The sequence below is a fragment of the Exiguobacterium aestuarii genome, from assembly GCF_020171655.1.
GTDB lineage: Bacteria > Bacillota > Bacilli > Exiguobacteriales > Exiguobacteriaceae > Exiguobacterium > Exiguobacterium aestuarii_A.
Map to the genome: position 1 here is coordinate 1,080,351 of NZ_JAIVAC010000001.1, position 18,108 is coordinate 1,098,458.

15 protein-coding genes and 2 tRNA genes are annotated in these 18,108 nt (G+C 45.0%); 2 read left to right on the top strand and 15 right to left on the bottom strand.

Going from position 1 to position 18,108, the window contains the following annotated elements; genetic code table 11:
- Positions 1-29: 29 nt before the first annotated feature.
- From rpmG to LCM29_RS05840, 14 genes are all read right to left on the bottom strand, one after another.
- Positions 30-194, bottom strand: a complete 165-nt coding sequence (gene rpmG, locus LCM29_RS05775; protein ID WP_255313299.1) for a 50S ribosomal protein L33 — start codon at positions 192-194, stop codon at positions 30-32.
- A gap of 84 nt (positions 195-278) precedes the next feature.
- Positions 279-2,480 (bottom strand): 1,4-alpha-glucan branching protein domain-containing protein, encoded by a 2,202-nt coding sequence (locus LCM29_RS05780; protein ID WP_214782350.1) that lies wholly within the window; start codon positions 2,478-2,480, stop codon positions 279-281.
- Between the two features lie 15 nt (positions 2,481-2,495).
- The gene (locus LCM29_RS05785) at positions 2,496-3,248 is read right to left on the bottom strand and encodes a DUF4912 domain-containing protein (RefSeq protein ID WP_224861452.1); all 753 of its coding nucleotides are present in this window, start codon (positions 3,246-3,248) and stop codon (positions 2,496-2,498) included.
- Between the two features lie 115 nt (positions 3,249-3,363).
- Entirely contained in the window at positions 3,364-4,026 is a 663-nt protein-coding gene (phoU, locus tag LCM29_RS05790; protein WP_214693037.1) for a phosphate signaling complex protein PhoU, read from the bottom strand.
- Between the two features lie 16 nt (positions 4,027-4,042).
- On the bottom strand, positions 4,043-4,804 hold the full coding sequence (gene pstB / locus LCM29_RS05795; protein ID WP_224862754.1) for a phosphate ABC transporter ATP-binding protein PstB: 762 nt from the start codon (positions 4,802-4,804) through the stop codon (positions 4,043-4,045).
- A 110-nt stretch (positions 4,805-4,914) separates the two neighbouring features.
- On the bottom strand, positions 4,915-5,826 hold the full coding sequence (gene pstA, locus LCM29_RS05800) for a phosphate ABC transporter permease PstA (protein ID WP_214693039.1): 912 nt from the start codon (positions 5,824-5,826) through the stop codon (positions 4,915-4,917).
- Between the two features lies 1 nt (position 5,827).
- Complete coding sequence (gene pstC, locus LCM29_RS05805; protein WP_214747955.1) at positions 5,828-6,772, bottom strand: phosphate ABC transporter permease subunit PstC; 945 nt, start codon at positions 6,770-6,772, stop codon at positions 5,828-5,830.
- 83 nt (positions 6,773-6,855) lie between these two features.
- Entirely contained in the window at positions 6,856-7,794 is a 939-nt protein-coding gene (locus tag LCM29_RS05810; protein ID WP_214747954.1) for a PstS family phosphate ABC transporter substrate-binding protein, read from the bottom strand.
- A gap of 152 nt (positions 7,795-7,946) precedes the next feature.
- On the bottom strand, positions 7,947-10,010 hold the full coding sequence (locus tag LCM29_RS05815) for a peptidoglycan D,D-transpeptidase FtsI family protein (protein WP_224861454.1): 2,064 nt from the start codon (positions 10,008-10,010) through the stop codon (positions 7,947-7,949).
- 156 nt (positions 10,011-10,166) lie between these two features.
- A complete protein-coding gene (locus LCM29_RS05820; protein WP_074033338.1) occupies positions 10,167-10,775 on the bottom strand; it encodes a superoxide dismutase in 609 nt (202 codons plus the stop codon).
- 84 nt (positions 10,776-10,859) lie between these two features.
- On the bottom strand, positions 10,860-12,332 hold the full coding sequence (locus LCM29_RS05825) for an alpha-amylase (RefSeq protein ID WP_224861456.1): 1,473 nt from the start codon (positions 12,330-12,332) through the stop codon (positions 10,860-10,862).
- 113 nt (positions 12,333-12,445) lie between these two features.
- Positions 12,446-12,519: transfer RNA gene (locus LCM29_RS05830), tRNA-Ile, on the bottom strand.
- Between the two features lie 7 nt (positions 12,520-12,526).
- Positions 12,527-12,600, bottom strand: a tRNA-Met gene (locus LCM29_RS05835).
- Between the two features lie 107 nt (positions 12,601-12,707).
- Entirely contained in the window at positions 12,708-14,351 is a 1,644-nt protein-coding gene (locus LCM29_RS05840) for a Na/Pi cotransporter family protein (protein WP_214820266.1), read from the bottom strand.
- 180 nt (positions 14,352-14,531) lie between these two features.
- Between LCM29_RS05840 and LCM29_RS05845 the strand changes: the two genes are divergently transcribed.
- Positions 14,532-14,990 (top strand): hypothetical protein, encoded by a 459-nt coding sequence (locus LCM29_RS05845; protein WP_224861457.1) that lies wholly within the window; start codon positions 14,532-14,534, stop codon positions 14,988-14,990.
- 17 nt (positions 14,991-15,007) lie between these two features.
- On the opposite strand, the gene LCM29_RS05850 is transcribed toward LCM29_RS05845, so the two are convergent.
- Complete coding sequence (locus LCM29_RS05850) at positions 15,008-16,708, bottom strand: methyl-accepting chemotaxis protein (RefSeq protein WP_224861459.1); 1,701 nt, start codon at positions 16,706-16,708, stop codon at positions 15,008-15,010.
- A 213-nt stretch (positions 16,709-16,921) separates the two neighbouring features.
- Here LCM29_RS05850 and ispG point away from each other — a divergent pair, with 213 nt between their 5' ends.
- Positions 16,922-18,043, top strand: coding sequence for a flavodoxin-dependent (E)-4-hydroxy-3-methylbut-2-enyl-diphosphate synthase (gene ispG / locus LCM29_RS05855; RefSeq protein ID WP_074033343.1), 1,122 nt, complete (start codon positions 16,922-16,924; stop codon positions 18,041-18,043).
- Positions 18,044-18,108: the final 65 nt, after the last annotated feature.

The window sequence follows — 18,108 nt, forward strand, 5'->3', positions numbered from 1 at the left end:
CCGCCACATATGTGACGGCCGGTCCCTCATTACTTCACTTCGCGGTAAAGCGTGTGACGACGGAGACGTGGGTTGTATTTGCGCAACTCAAGGCGCTCTGGGTTGTTACGTTTGTTTTTCTTCGTGATGTACGTGCGATCGCCTGTTTCTGTGCAAGCTAATGTAATTTTAACGCGCATTTCTTTCACTCCCATCTTAATGATGTTGTATCAAGTGCTTTTGCTTTACAGTCTAAGCATACTCAATTATCCTACCAAGTTTCTTATGAAAAAGCAAGGTTATTTCACGTTCTTTTTCATTGACTCCTGTCCGTAAGGAGAAGATTCAAGAGGTAGGCATGTGTTGACATTCTCGCTTACTTTATACCATTGTTTCAGGTCGTTCATCGAGAGCTCTTCGCCGACATAAACGTACTCCGCTGACGAGAACACACTGTTTTCAATACGATGGATCGCATCGAATAAACCACCGTGCCCGTGCGGGTTCCGTGTCGCTTCAAAGGACAACATAGTTGAGTATAACGGAAGCGCAAGTGATTGCGCAAGTTCTCTTGCAGCAGGAATCGTCATCCAATCAAAGTGATGAATCACTTTGAATGATACCCGTTTCGAAAGTTCATGAACGAGTTTGACATACGCAATATTTTGCGTGGCAACCTGATTCATGACGTGCTCTAAAAATGGGCTAGTCGGACGAACTCGATACACATGAACGTTTCCGTGTCGTTCGTATTCCGGTAACTCATCGTGATACGGCGTCAGCACATAGACGGTTTCTCCCTCATTTGCTCTCGCCTCCACTTCCTCGACAACACGATGACCAAGTCCACCGACGATATGACCGTGATATTCGGGTGTCAGCATAAGAATTGCCGACTCTTCTGCATCTCGTTCAGTCGTCACGTAATAGTCGTGCGGGGAGAGGAATGAATCGACATCAAGATCTTCGTCTTGAAGGAATGGATACGCCGCATAATGATCATCGAGCAACTTGTTCGAGACAGTGCCTTGATAAAGCGCCGTTTCAAGTTCGGCGAAAAGTCGTGTATGCTCCCTGAAGCGTTCAGCCGCATACTGTGCTGTCGTTTGCCCATCTAAGATAAACGCCCAGTCACTCGATACAGCCAACACATAATGGCGAATCAATTGCTTTAACGCACGATTCGTCAAATCCGATTGATCACGATAATCTGCTACGTCTTTGACGAGTTGCATCTCCATCATATGCAGGTGACGGAGCATCCATTCATTTCGTTCATTGATCCAAACTTCACCGTAGCCTTTTCGTCCCCATGTGTTCATGGAAACATGGACCGTTTGTAAATCTTTGAAGTGACGCTCAAGAAAGATTGCTGGCGTGATTGTTTCGATTCCAAATTCTTCGAGTCGCTCTGCGACTTTCCCAAGAAATTCAGGACCTTCAAACCACCAGTGGCCAAACAATTCCGCATCGAACGGTGCTGTGACCAAGAAGGGTGGGAACGTTTGTCCGCCATGTGCCTCCAGGTGCCCTTCTAACGTTTGAGCGAAGTCTGTCGCATGGTTCTCGATTTGATGTTCAGCCCACTCACGTACATAAAAGTCTTTTTGATCGGTGTCACCTGTGATGCGGTGCATTTTTAATCCTGTGTCGAATCGAATGCCTTCCGGATGCATGAACGATTGAATATAGTCCCAATCTCGGTCGTAGGCCAAATCTCGATAAAACTCTCGATAGTCAGGGTGACCTGGATATCCAATCATCGAACTCCAGATTTTACCCGAGATGATTTGGTCTCGTGGGAACAATGCGACACCGTGTGGAGAATAGACCGGAGCACCAATGCCTTTTTCGGGAGTCGGGTCCGCATCGAGCAATGCATGTTCATCGACAAACGTGTATCGAATCCCTTCTTCGTAAAGAATTCGGTCCACGCCTGGTGTATATGCACACTCTGGCAACCAAATCCCTGTCGGACGAAACCCGTAGTGACGTTCGAAACAGTTGAGACCTGTCCGAATTTCAGCCCGTGCCGCCTGCTCCGTGAAGAGATGTGGGTTGAAGCCGTGGGTCGCCGTACAAGTCACCATGTCGATATATCCCGCTTCACGATATGTACGGAACGCTTCATTCAAGTTTTTATTCCAATGAAGGAACGTATTTTTCAAGTCGTGATAACGCTGTTCATAGAAATGTAACGTCGACGTCTCCTCGTCCGTTCTTCCCTCTGAGAGTTCTAACGCAATCAATTCGAGCATCTCATCGATGTGCTCGACATATCGGTCTTGGATGAGCGGGTCTGCGAGCATTTCCACCACTGGTGGCGAAATACTGACTGTCCAATGCAATGGCCGCTTCAAGCGGTCAACTTGCCAAAGAATTGGAATATATGTTTCTGAGATGGCTTCATATACCCATCTTTCTTCTAATCGGTGCTTCTCTTCATGCCTAACGTACGGTAAATGAGCATGAAGGACGAGTGAAAAGTATCCTGGTTTCATGTAAGAATGTCCTCCTTAACGTACGTGACGATATGCCGCATATTTTGGTAATGTATCTAATAACTCAGGAGAATCTACTTCCCCATACTGCCAACGTCTCACCGGTTCCGCAAAACGTCCGATGCCGGCTGGTTCTGCACGCGGTGTATCAAGCGGTGCTGATGCCACGATTGGTAAAAATTCTCCCTCCATCGTGCGAATCCCGAATTCGAACACATATGTCGTATTCGGATCGAGAGGACGAACGAACCAACTATTCGTCATTTCAGGTAGGTCGAACGTATATGAACGATTTGCATGACCGCTCGCATAATCCAATAAGGTCACGTCTAAAATACGGAATGCTTTCGGTAGCTCTTCCCATCGTCTCATAAACTGAAGCTCTAACGTCTCTTTGACCAAATCAGACACTTCCCAGCACACATAAACCGAGTTCGGTGATTGCACGACTGCATGTAAAAAGTCGACGTTGTATCGGTCTGGCAACTGCCAGTATCCTTCTGGTCCTTTCGTAAGAAGTGGCGATACGTTCACATCACTCGTTTCTTTCGCTGTGGCGACTTGTTTACGCGAAGTTGATCCTGGCGCTTTAGCTTTAGCTTTCTTATTGCTCTTTTGTTTCACAGGGACAACTTCCTCCACCTCTTGTTGCTGATTTCTCCATTTTCGCCATGCGTATTGGACTTTGCCAATCGGGACGTCTAGTTCTGCCGCAATCTGTTTCAACGTAAGTCCTTGTTGCTTCAAGGATACGATTTTCTCTTCCATCTCTGTATGGCTCCCTTCATGTAAAAATCCATGTAGACTAGTATTCGCTCATTCTTTATGAATTCCTGCCCAAAAAAATAAAGAACAACAGCACTGTTGTTCTTTACCACTAATCTTATTGATTCAAATCATAATGTTTCCCTTTTTCAAGAAAAATTAAATGTTCTCCGAAGTTTGTCACGTGATCGCCCATCCGTTCGAGATATCTAGCGATGTTTGAGAACTCGTATACATCGTTCGTTCCGACCGTCATTGCCGGAAGGGAACCGATGTATTGTTTAATCACCGTTAGATTGATTTCGTCAATCACACGGTCCATTTCATTGAGTTCACGGACACGACTCACTTCTCCTTTACGATACGCACGCGTCGCCAATTCGAGCATGTCAATCAACTGTTCAGCCATCTGTTTGAGTGGTTGAATGTCATGTAAATAAGGAACATGTTCAATTCGCGTCACAGCTTTGGCGATGTTCGTCGCGTAATCCGCAATGCGTTCTAAGTCCGTCGCCGATTTCATCGTTACAATCAGACGACGCAAGTCAGTCGCAACAGGCTGTTGCTTAGCAATCAATAAAATCGCTTCGTCGTTGATAGTTAATTCTAAATCATCTAGTTCATTGTCGTTGTCGATTACCGTTTGCGCCAACTCAAGATCATGTTTTTCTAACACTTCGATTGCCGTCGCCGTTTGTCGCATCGTCAAGTTTGCCAAACGGACTACTTTATCTTCTAATTCAGTTAATTTCGTATCAAAAAATGTGCGATTTTGTGCCATCAATCTAGTCTCCTCCTTAACCGAAACGGCCAGAAATATAGTCTTCCGTCCGTTTGTCAGATGGATTCGAGAAAATCTTATCTGTTACATCGAACTCGACAACTTCTCCATTTAAGAAGAAGGCCGTTTTATCCGAAACACGGGCAGCTTGTTGCATGTTATGCGTGACGATGATGATTGAGTACTGCTCTTTCAACTCCTGAACAAGTTCTTCCACTTTCAATGTAGAAATCGGGTCAAGGGCAGATGTCGGTTCATCCATCAAGATGACGTCAGGTTCGATTGCTAGCGTACGAGCGATACAGAGACGTTGCTGCTGTCCACCAGAAAGTCCGTATGCGTTTTCGTTCAGACGATCTTTCACTTCATCCCAAATGGCAGCGCCACGAAGTGAGCGCTCGACAATCTCATCGAGTACTTTTTTATTTTTGATGCCGTGCGTACGAGGACCGTACGCTACGTTATCATATACTGATTTCGGGAACGGGTTTGGTTGTTGGAATACCATTCCGACCGATGTACGTAAATCTTCTACTTTATATCCACGGTCGAAGATGTTCCGACCATGATACAAAATTTCACCATTCGTCCGAACAGATGGTACGAGTTCTACCATGCGATTCAACGTTTTAATGAATGTTGATTTCCCGCACCCAGATGGTCCGATGATGGCCGTAACTTCATTCTTTTTAATATCGAGGTTGACGTCAATCAAAGCTTGGTCTTCGCCGTACCATAAGTTCAAATTGTTGACGACATAAGCGCTATCTTTTTTCATCTCAGTAGTTGTCGGTTCTGTCGTTGTTGTGTTCACGTTTTGATCTCCTTTATTGAGCTCTTGTTGTTTCATCATCTCGAGCTTCCTCCTCATTCATCTGCAAGAACGACTTAATGTCGGTTCGTATATTTGTTTCGGATATAAATCGCTACAGAGTTCATCGCAATGAGCATCGTCATGAGTACGATGATTCCTGCCGCGGCCAAGTTTTGGAATTCTGCTTGCGGTCGGCTCGTCCAGTTATAGATCTGGATTGGGAGCGCCGTAAAGTCAGAGAAAATACTGCTTGGTGTTGTTGAAATAAATGTTGCTGCGCCGACCATGATCAACGGTGCTGTTTCACCGATTGCACGAGACACGGCTAGAATGATTCCTGTGATAATCCCAGGAATCGCTGACGGCAAGACGACATTGAACGTTGTTTGCCATTTTGAAGCACCTAGCGCTAAAGAAGCGTGTCGTAACTCCATTTTGACTGCCCGTAATGCTTCTTGTGAGGCTACGATGACAATCGGTAAACTCATGAGTCCAAGCGTCAACGCACCTGCCATAACCGAGTTGCCTAATTCCATCACACGAACGAATATCGTTAATCCGAGCAATCCGAATACGATCGAAGGCACACCAGCCAAGTTCGAAATATTGACTTCGATAAATGAAGTCATTCGATTCTTCGGTGCGTACTCTTCTAGGTAGATTGCTGCACCGACACCAATGACGAACACCATTGGTACGATCAATAACATTAACCAAAATGATCCGATCAATGCAGGATATAGACCAGCATCTTCAGGGCGACGTGACGGGAAGTTACGTAAGAAATCAAGGTCGACCCAGCCCGCCCCTTTTGAGACGATGTCATAAATCAAAGTCGATAAGACGACTAATGCAAAGACAAGTCCTGCCAAAAAGACGTATTTGAAAATTTCATTCAGTTGTAAGCGGCGTTTGATTCGTTCAGACACCGTCTCACGATCCATCAGGTTCTTCGTATTCTTGAACTCACTGTTCGGTAAAGCCATATTAGTACTCCTCTCTGAAGCGGCGCGTCACCCAGTTTGCGAGCAAGTTCATCAACAGAGTGAAGACGAACAATAACGCACCGACCGCATAGATACTGTAATATTCGATTGTTCCGTAACCTGCGTCACCTTTTGCGATTTGAACGATATATGCTGTCATCGTCTGAATCGCATTGAGCGGATTGAACTCGAAGTTCGGTTGCGACCCACCCGCAATCGTTACAATCATCGTCTCTCCAATCGCACGGCTCATTCCGAGAACGATTGAGGCAATGATTCCAGATGTCGCTGCTGGCATGACGACCTTTGTCGCCACTTCAAGGCGTGTTGCACCTAGACCGAGCGCACCATCTCGAATTTTCTTCGGCACCGCACTCATCGCATCCTCAGAAATCGAAGCGATCATCGGAATAATCATGATCCCGACGACAATACCAGGACTAAGCGCATTGTAAATTTGAAGTCCTGGAATCAACGCTTGCAAAATCGGTGTGATGAATGACAACGCGAAGAAACCGAATACGATGGTCGGTACACCTGCCAACACTTCTAAGATCGGCTTTAATACTCGACGCGCTCGCTCCGAAGCGTACTCACTCAAATAAATCGCAGAAGCCAGTCCAAGCGGTACGGCAACGATCATCGCAATTACAGTAATTTGGAGTGTTCCCATCACAAGTGCCCATACCCCGAAGCGCTGATCTGCACTAAGCGGGTACCATTCTGTCGTTCCTAAAAATTCAGCGACAGGCACTCGTTCAAAGAACTTAAATAGCTCAAAGCCAAGTGTGAACGCAATACCGATTGTCGTGACGACCGATACGAATGCGCTCAAGAATAATAAGAACGGCATGATTTTATCAAACACGTTCGTCGTACTATATTTCTTTTGTTTATTTTGTTGAATCATCTCTCGAATCGAGAGCTCTTTGTTTGGTTCATTCATCTCGTGTATCGCTCCCTACCTCTTCATACTAGAAAGCATGGCGAGAAGGTGAGAGTTACCCTCACCTTCTGCCACGTATCACTTTATTCTCCAGCGATCTCATCGATCATCTTCATGTTTTCGTCGTAACGCGCTTGCTCCATTTTTACGTAACCAACCTCTTCAGAAAGGTCAGCTGCATTTTCGTTCATGAAGCGTGCGAAGTCAGCTACTTGCTCTTTGTCTTTCAACGAAGCGTTGTTGACATACGTGTAAATTTCACGTGAGAGCGGGTAAGACAAATCGTTGATTGTGTCATGTGTCGGCTCTACTCCTTCAACATTCAAGGCACGAAGTGTGTCTTGGTTCTCGAGGTAGTAAGCAAATCCGAAGAATCCAATTGCACCTTCCGTACCTGCTACACCTGTTACGAGTACGTTGTCATCTTCAGACAATTGCGCGTCTTGACGAATATCTGTCTCATCAAGAACTTTCTCGTCGAAGAAATCATATGTTCCTGAATCTTTACCTGGTGCGAAGAATGAGATTTCTTCATCTGGCCAGTCCGAGCGAACGTCTTTCCACGTTTTCACGCTCGTATCTGTCCACATTTTATTCAATTCTTCAATTGTGATATCTTGTGCCCAATCGTTCGCCGGGTTCACAACGAGTGAAAGACCATCAAGTGCGACTGAGAGTTGTGTAAATTCCACACCATTTTTCTCCGCTTCAGCTGCTTCTTCTTCTTTGATTTCACGTGATGCGTTCGAGAAGTCTGTCTCTCCCGTCACGAAGCGTTTGAAGCCACCACCCGTACCAGAGACACCGACCGTCACTTCAACTTCTGGTTGTTCAGCTGAATATTCTTCTGCGACTGCTTCCATGATTGGGAATACAGTTGATGATCCGTCCATGACGACTTTTCCTGATAGCGCATCGCCTTCAGCAGCGCCACTTCCTTCTTCATTGTTCCCACAGGCTGCACCTACGAGTGCGACCGAAGTGATTGAAGCGAGTAAAGCTGATTTTTTCATCCAAGACATTTGTGACGTCCTCCTTGAGTTTGCTTTGATTTTTGTTGTGGATCTGTTGTTCTGTCCTACAATTAATATCCTAATGAACTTCTATTAACGAGAAATAAACGGAACGTAAAAGAATTGTAAAGACAAAAAAGAAGTCACCGAAGTGACTCCTTTCATTGAAGCATTGCATTCACATCTTCTAAGTTAAAGTAAGCTTTCATAATATCGTGCGCGACACGTGTATTGATTCCTTCTGCCTCAAGTCCAGGCATGATGATGGCCCATGCGATTTCAGGATCGTCGAATGGCGCCCAACCGACGTGGTTCGAATTAAGCGTCTTGATTGGTTCCCCTTTCGCGTTCCGTTTCGCCTGACCATCTGCACCTTCAGCAATAGCCTGTGCCGTTCCGGTCTTACCGGCCGCCGTCATTCCTGTCTGTTGCAAAATCCGAGATGAACCCGATGCAGATTCAACCCCTTGGCGATATCCTTCGCGAACCCGCTCGATATATTCGTCTTGAATATCGACTTTATTCAATGCGTTCGGTTGGAACGTGCTGACGACTTGTTTCTTGTTTTCATCGAGCGAACCTGGCTCAATGATTTCTTTTAATAAATGCGGCTGAATGCGATAACCGCCATTCGCTAACGTGGAAGTATATTGAGCCAATTGGATCGGCGTGTACGAGATATACTGTCCGATCGACATATCCATGAGGAGCGTGACACGGTCGGGAACGCTACGGAATCCAATCGACTCAAACGGTAAATCTATTCCCGTCTCGATTCCGAGACCGAACTGTTTATAGTAATGTTCCATCGTTTCAAACGCTTGTGTGACGTTTTCCCCGACAATTTGTCCAGTCGAATAATAGTCAGCCAAACGTAACGCAATCTGGAACATATAGATGTTTGACGACATCGCGAGTGCATCTAAATCGTTAATGTTCCCCATGTTACGGTAAGAGGCTTTGGTCGACGATCCGATTTTAATTGGCGCGTCATAAATATATTCTCCTGGCTCGACGACACCTTCTTCGAATCCATAAGCGACCGTCGCCCCTTTGATGGTTGACCCGATTTGGCTGGCACGGAGCACGGTACCTGTCGAGACATCTTTGAATTCGTTTGTCTCTAAATCAAGCTCCTGACCTGACAAGGCGAGGAGTTCACCCGTCTGCGGGTTCATGACAACAGCAAACGCTCGGTCGAAATGAGGACTTCCCGAACGTCCTGCACGAATCGCTTTTTTCAAAATCTCGTCGACTTCTTTTTGGAATTCAATATCAGTCGACAATACAATATCTTTCCCCGGGTTCCCGCTCACGCGAGTCGGTTCCCCAACCGGTTCACCTTTATACGTCGTGAACACATCGTATGCTGGCGTCCCGCGAAGGACGTCTTCATATTGTTGCTCTAAGTAGGACGTTCCGACACGATCGTTCAGACCATATCCTTTTGCCTGATAAGAAGCTCGTTGTTCTGCCGGGATTTGACGATAGCTTCCTAAGAAACTCTTGAACGTCTCATCGAACGGATAGTCCCGTTGATAGTATGGCTCGACGCTCACGCCTGGCAACATTTCTAAATTTTCTTCAATGACTGCCATCTCTTTCGGACTTGCACCGATTTTGATGACTTGTGGGTCGAGCGCATAGCCGCTCTCCATATTATGTTTGATCGCGATGATTTCTTCTGTCGCATCATCGAACGTAATCTCTTCTTCTGTAATGGAGTCGAGTAAGAGCCGGTCCACATCTTGGTTGGACAAGGCAGCCCGCTCATCTTCCGGTAACTCCTCCATCAATGCTTGTGTACGTTCTTGTGCGAGTTCTGGATTCGTTGCAATCCAGTAATCCTTACGGTCACGTTCCGTCATTTTGCGATCTTCTTTCGGAATATCAACGATTTCCGACAACTTTTTGGCGACATCTAAACGTTCATCCGCTTTCGTCACTTGCGAACGACGGTACATGATCGAGTAGTTTGAAATCGTATCCGCGAGCACTTGACCGTTACGGTCATAAATCTTCCCTCGTGGTACCTCGTATTTAATCTTACTTGACTCAGTTTTTTGTACTTCACGTGCAATCAATTCCCCATTCACGATTTGAACGACGCCTAATCGAAAGATTAGCGTTGCAAATAAAACGAAGACGATGAAAAATAACAAATTTAAACGTAACGGTAAGTGGTTTCGCCGTTTCTTCGGCACTTTCACACGATTTTTTGCCAAGTCCGTTATCTCCTTCCACAATCGATTCCTTCTATAGTATAGCGTACACGGTCATCTACTATTTTGTCCGTTTTTCACTATATCATAATTTGTTTACAAATTAATGAAAGACACAAAAAAACCCGAGACTCTATGAAGAATCTCGGGACAAACGCCTTATTTTGCGTCAGCGTACAATTTCGCAACATAATCCCAGTCGATGACGTGGAAGAATGCATTGATGTAGTCAGGACGACGGTTTTGGTAGTTCAAGTAGTAAGCGTGCTCCCAAACGTCAAGTCCGAGGATTGGCGTAACGCCTTCCATGATCGGTGAATCTTGGTTTGGTGTAGACGTCACTTCGAGTTTGCCGTTCTTCACGACGAGCCATGCCCATCCTGAACCGAAACGAGTAGTTGCAGCTTTTGTAAACTCGTCTTTGAATGCATCAAAGCTACCGAACGACTCGTCGATTGCAGCAGCGAGATCGCCAGAAGGTGTCCCGTTCTCGTTTTTCTTCAAGAGTTTCCAGAAGAACGAGTGGTTCCAATGGCCACCACCATTGTTACGGACAGCAGTTTGAATGTCAGCAGGAAGTGAATCGATTTTTTGAAGCAAGTCTTCGAGTGAAGAGTACTCCACGTCTTTTCCTTCGAGTGCATTGTTTACGTTTGTGACGTAAGTGTTGTGGTGTTTCGTGTGGTGGATTTCCATCGTGCGTGCGTCAATGTGTGGTTCGAGTGCATCATATGCGTAATCAAGTTGTGGTAATTCAAATTTAGCCATTACTAAAATCCCCCTTAAAAGTGTTTTGAACAACGTTCGTTATAAATGTAACAGATTTGTGACGGTCGACTCAATTGTAATGCTTCACTCTACATCTTCTTCTGGTAACGCCCAGACTGAAATAGATCCCGCCGCCACTTTAAATACCCCAAATCCTTCATCATCAATCTCAATTTTATCTTCTCGTGTATTCGTCAAGTCGACCCATGTTTCGCCAGCTCGCTCTTCCCCGACGAACATTCGCTTTTCAGCCTCGTCCGAATTTGAGATGAGAACGGCACATCCTGAACGCTCGATCTCCTCCACACCTTTGCGTACCCAGCCGATGACGTTTGCATCATCAAAGTAATCATCCTGTTCCCCATAAGCCTTTTCCCGACGAGCATAAAGAAGCGTGTCAATGGCGAGTTTCATCCCATCAGTCGGGTGGGGACCATCGATGCCGTAGTAATCCCCGTAGAAGACACATGGATAGCCATCTTTACGAAGCAAGACGAGACCGTATGCGATTTGTTTGAACCAATCTTTTACCCACGACTCAAGCGCCTCTTCCGGTTGCGAATCGTGATTGTCTACAAATGTCACTGAATGGAGCGGGTGTGACTGGACGAGCGTATCATCAAAAATGGTACGCATATCGAATGCGGCACCTTCTTCTGACGCCTGATGTAATTTATAGTGGAGCGGAACATCGAATAAATCGACGTGGTAATCGATGTTATCGAGGAATTCACGGCATGCGTCAAGATCTGACTTCCAGAACTCTCCGACGAAATAAAATTCATCCCCCTTTTCTTCACGCATCGTTTGACTGAACTCTTTTACGAAGTCATAGTTGATATGTTTGATTGCATCCAATCGGAATCCGTCACATTTCGTTTCCTCAATGAACCATTTACCCCAGCTCAATACTTCTTCCCGAACTTCAGGATGATGATAATCGATGTTTGCGAACATCAAATAGTCATAGACACCGAATTCGTCATCGACATTGTCGTTCCATCTTTTATTCTCTCCAACTATAAAGAAAATGCCAGAACGGTCTGTCGCTGCATCATAATCCGTCCCGTTAAAATGTGTGAAGTCCCATTTAAATGTAGAATACTTCCCATCACGAGCTTCATAATCAAACTTTGTCCATCCTTCGATTTCAAAAGGCTCGTCAGACAGCACTTTCGTACGATCGTTCGGATCCACTTCGAGCACTTCGAACTTCTCGGTCGCATCTGCTCCTGCTTTATGGTTCATGACGACATCCATATAAATTTGCATCCCGAGTTCTTGCTGACAATAGGTTGTCGCTTCAAGAAGCTCTTTTTTTGTTCCGTATTTCGTGGCAATCGATCCTTTTTGATCGAACTCACCTAAGTCATATAAGTCATAGATTCCATATCCGGTATCTTGATCGCTTTGCCCTTTCGTAACAGGCGGTAACCAAAGCGCAGTGATCCCAGCTTTATTTAAATCTTCCGCTCTCTCTTTTAACCGCTTCCAATGTTTTTGATCCGCTTCGACATGCCATTCAAAAAACTGCATCATGGTGTGATTTCGTTCCATTTTGTCCGCCTCGTTTCATATTTTTCAAAAAACAAAATGCTAACGAGTATTTACCCATGAATTTTAGATTGAAAACAAAAAAACAACTTTCACAAAATGAAAGTTGTTTCAAATGGACCCTGTAGGACTTGAACCTACGACCGGACGGTTATGAGCCGTCTGCTCTAACCAGCTGAGCTAAGGGTCCTTATAAGTAGCGGCGGAGGGAGTCGAACCCACGACCTCACGGGTATGAACCGTACGCTCTAGCCAGCTGAGCTACACCGCCATGTTGTTATACAGTAATAATATACTGAATATGCTCCATACTGTCAAGGAAAATTCCTTTCCATTGAAAAGAAAAACACTCCAACATATAGTTGGAGTGCCTCATCTTTATACCGTCACTTCGTTTGCATCTTCGAGTGTGATTTCTGTGATGTTCATGGCATGGTCACCGATACGCTCAAGGTTTGAGAGCATGTCGACGAAGAACATACCTGCTTGTCCATCACAAGCACCCGTGTTCAAACGAACAACGTGGTTTTTACGGAATTGACGCTCGAGCATGTCGAGTTTCGCTTCCATTTCGATGACTTTACGTGCTTCGACCATGTCACCGCTCGCTAACGTCTGAAGTGATTTCTCTAACGTTTCGCGTGTGAGGTCATACATTTCAGTCAATTCTTTTTGAGCATCTGCTGAAAGTGTCACTTTTGTAGCAGTCTTATAGTCAATCAACTCAATGATGTTTTCAACGTGGTCACCGATTCGTTCGATGTCGTTGATCGCATGCATGAGCGTCTTGTGCTCTTGTGATTCTTGCTCAGTCAAATCAACCGCAGCCAATTTAACGAGGTAATCTGTGATTTTCGCATTCAATGAGTTTAACGCTTCTTCGATATGCGCAGACTTTTCAGAGTGCTTCTTATCTCCTGTTGTCAAATAGTTACGCGCTTCGTCAAGACCAAGTTTTGCGAAATCGCCCATACGGATGACTTCGTATTTCGCTTGTTCCACTGCAATCGAAGGAGATTGCTGAATGAAGATTGGGTCCAAGTGCTGTGCTTTCGTATCGACGATAGAATCCTCACCAGGCACCAATTTCGTCACGATCCAAGCAATCGTTCCAATGAACCAGAACTGAATCAATGTGTTGACGATGTTAAACGTACCGTGAGCGAATGCAATTTGCATCTTGTCTTCAATTGCCAAGAAGTCTGTAATCCAATAAATATAGTTTGTGAACGGAATCAACAAGATCATGAAGATCGTCGTTCCGATTAAGTTAAAGATAACGTGTGCTGCAGCTGCGCGACGTGCGGCAACCGATGCACCGATTGATGCCAAAATGGCAGTGATCGTCGTACCGATGTTGTCACCAAACAATACTGGAAGAGCGGCATCCAAGTCGATTGAACCACCTGCATAGAGCTCTTGCAAAATTCCGATTGTTGCAGAAGATGACTGGACGATGACTGTAAATACAGTACCAACGATGACACCGAGGAACGGATTGTCACTCATTGATTGCGTCAAGTCGATGAAATACTCACTTGAACGGAGCGGACGCATGCCGTCTCCCATCAACTCAAGACCGTAGAACAATGCACCAAGTCCAAAGATGACTTGTCCAAGATGTTGGTAACGCTCTTTCTTAAAGAAGAAGAGTAAGACTGCACCGATTGCAATCATCGGGAGTGAATACTCACCGACATCGAATCCGATGATAAATGCCGTCACCGTTGTACCGATGTTTGCCCCCATGATGACCCCAATCGCTTGACGGAGTGTCATGAAGCCGGCGCTAACAAGTCCGACCGTAATAACAGTTGTACCTGAAGAAGATTGAATCAATACAGTAACGATAATCCCGGCGAGTACACCAAGGAATGGATTCGTTGTATACTTATCTAGGATGTCGCGCAGGCGATTACCTGCAGACTTTTGGAGTCCGTCTCCCATCGATTTGATCCCGAAGAGGAAGATCCCTAGACCTCCAAAAAACATGAATAACATTTCTTGCAAATTGTATTCCACGATTTTTGTACTCCTTTTAATTAAGAATTGGTTGGATTTGCTTGGTTTTTAATGCCCTACTCATTATGCCTTCATCGGCATCTTCATGTAAACACGTTTTATGTAAAAGTTTTATTAAAACACTGTACTAATTTTATCGTTTATACGCATACTGTAATATAACAGATTGGAGTTTTTAGCATGTTGTCCACCATTTTTACGTTTATTCGAACGAGCGTAGTGCCGTCAAAACGAGCCCTCCGCCTCCGCCTCGCTCCGCTTCACGCCTATATGGGAGCCACTTTTGTGTTGACGTTACTCATTACCCTCTTGGACTTTATTGTGATTCGTCCTGACTTTTTCATTCCGATGTGGCTCTTCTTACACGGATTCGCCATCTTCTTTTTCTATTTAATCTGGGTCGCCTTCATGGCTTTATATGTTCAATTATTTACAAGAGTCTATTCCAAAAACATGTGGGCTTACCGCCAAGCTTGGCCATACGCAGTGTCGATGACACTCGTTCCAACGATTTTATTAGTGATTTTGTATCACATGAACCCTTCATTGATATCGATTGGCTTTGTGATTGGACTTGGATATATCACCTATCCATTAACAAAAGTACCTCAAAAAAAACAACGACGAGCGTCTTCGTGAACGCTCGTCGTTGTTTTTTATTTTGGTGAAAGATCCTCAAGCGTTCGATTTAACGCCTCGCTTTGGCCTTCTAAATCTGCGCCTGCAGATCGTAAGGCAGATTGAACGTGTGACCACCGATCGACTCCCTCGCTCAGCTCTCCTAATTTTTGTTCAAGTAACGAACTGATTTCTCGTAGTTGCTCATTTGATTCGATTAAGTGTAAAAGCTGTCTACCTGTGTGTGAGGTATGATCCGTAATGGTTTGAAACTCACCTAACTGCACTTTGATTTCGTGATCGATCGTTCCAATTCCACTCTCTACTCGTGAAACGGCATCTTTTAATCCATGTACTTGATTGATAAAGTCATTGACTTCCCCTAATAAGTCCTTTCGCTCCTCGTTCAGCGCTTCGATTGCATGTACCGCGAGAAGTGTCGCTTCATTTGTCATTTTCGCTAAGTTCCCCACCTCACTGGCAACAACAGCAAATCCTTTCCCATGCTCGCCCGCTCTTGCCGCTTCGATTGATGCGTTTAGCGATAGCATCTTTGTGGCTGCCGAAACCGAGAGGATACTCTTCAGCGCTTCATCCGCTTTTGACGAGTTGGCTTCGCTTTCGATTAGTTTTTGCTGAATATTCCCCACTTGGTGTTCAACATACTCACTTGCGTTTTTGACAGAAGAAAATGTTTCAAGTTCATCATGTAAAATGGATTTCAAGCGATTCCCTCGCTCATCGACACTGTCCATTTGACGTCCAAGCATTTCGATTTGTTTGGTCACTTCCTTCATTTTTGATGTAGAGTCGCTCGTTACCATCTGATACGAATCACTCGTATGTTCTACAGTGGTTGCGACTTCTTGGAACTGTTCCACTTGATGATGACTATTCATCAATTCCCGTTTAAAGACAGGAAGACTTTGATGGAACGCATTTGCCGTCTTCCCCATCATTTCCATAGATTGATTCCATAAATGAATGAATATATTGAACTCAGTTTCGAGAATATGAATCTCCTTTGATTTTGCTCCGAGCGACACATCATCGAATCGGCGCGATTCTACGGCATGACGCAATGAATTGGCAAGTATACTCAATGGTCTGACTTCGCGCTGAATCAATCGTGTAAATAGGATTGCCATCCCGATCATCGAAATCAATAAGATATAAATGATCAATCGTCGTAGCTCATTCATCGGACCAAGTGTCGATTCTTTCGTTACGACGAGAACATAATCCGCTTTCAACTCAGGAATGGAGATAGATGCCATTAAGTATCGCTCCGTTTCTGTCACTTCCGGTTTCGTCTTCGATGCGACTTTCTCCAGGGTTTCTGTTCTCTCCATCCCTTTTGGTCCACTCAATTGCTCAATAGACTGTCCACGCACTAAAAATTGTGCGGCTTCGAATTCATCCCCCGATAAAATAGAAGCTTGTTGCATATAAGTGGATTTTAATGAACGATTCAGTTGCTTCTCGTTTGCAACGTATGCACTGTAGGATGTCTTCACCGCTTCTCGCATGACCGTGACTTCCCGGACGAGACGTTGCTCGATTTCTGCGGACAAGAGTTGTTCAGACTTTAATGCGAACCAACCAAACGTCATGATAAAGACTAGTAAAATAATCGGCATGAGCGTCCATTGGAGGCGGTGTGCCATTTTATAATGCCGATTCGGTCGATTGTTTTCTCTCGCTTCCTTCATTTGATTCCGTTTGAAGCCCCATTTCATATGTTGCCACCTCTTTTTCTATTCTCGCCTTTATATCGGTCTTGAGACGGTGGAAAATTATGAAGTAGATGTTAAGATAACGTTAGAGTTTGTAAAGAGCACACATCCGTTACGCATCCTAGATGCTTTTTCACATTCTTTTCGTTATGATAATGAAGAAACCTTATTTTCTTAAATCGATTGGAATCTTTCCAAAAGAAGGAGATTACGTATATGTCAGAAATTTTGCATCGTTCATTAACTCGTCCGATTCGCGTCGGTAATTTGATTATCGGAGGATCGAACGAAGTCGTCATTCAATCTATGACTACAACAAAAACTCACGACGTCGAGGCAACTGTCGCCGAGATTAAGCGTCTAGAAGAAGCTGGGTGTCAGGTTGTTCGCGTGGCATGTCCAGACGAACGTGCAGCTGACGCACTCGCTGAAATCAAGAGCCGCATTAACATCCCGCTCGTTGTCGATATTCACTTCGATTACAAGCTTGCCCTAAAAGCCATCGAAAGTGGCGTCGATAAAATTCGAATCAACCCAGGTAACATCGGTCGCCGCGAAAAAGTAGAAGCGGTCGTAAACGCCGCGAAGGCAAAAGGAATTCCGATTCGAATCGGTGTCAATGCCGGGTCACTCGAGAAACAATTCCTTGAAAAGTATGGTTACCCGACTGCACAAGGAATGGTCGAGAGTGCGATGCACCACGTGAAAATTCTCGAAGATCTCGGATTCTATAACACAATCATTTCACTCAAAGCTTCTGACGTGAACTTGGCGCTTGAAGCGTATACGCTCGCTGCGAAGACGTTTGATTACCCGCTCCATGTCGGGATCACAGAATCAGGTCCACTTTTCTCTGGTTCACTAAAATCAGCAGCTGGGCTTGGCGCGATCCTCTCACTCGGAATCGGTTCAACGGTTCGTGTCTCTCTTTCAGATGACCCAGTCGAAGAGGTAAAAGTTGCGAAAGAAGTGCTCAAGTCATTTGGTCTTGCTGCAAATGCCGCAACATTGATCTCTTGTCCGACGTGTGGTCGAATCGAAATCGATCTGATCTCGATTGCGAAAGAAGTAGAGGAATACATCCAAAACATTAACGTCAACATTAAAGTTGCTGTTCTTGGTTGCGCGGTAAACGGTCCTGGTGAAGCACGTGAGGCTGACATCGGTATCGCTGGTGCCCGCAATGAAGGTCTTCTTTTCCGCCATGGTAAGATTATCCGTAAAGTTCCTGAAGCCACGATGGTTGAGGAATTGAAAAAAGAAATCGACGCCATTGCTGCTGAGAAGATGGCTGAGCGCGAGCGTGAAGAACAAGAGCTTGCTAATCAATCAAATTAATGAATCACCTTACCCGCACGGTTGCAACCGTGCGGGTTTTTGATAGAATAGAGGGCATGTGAGGA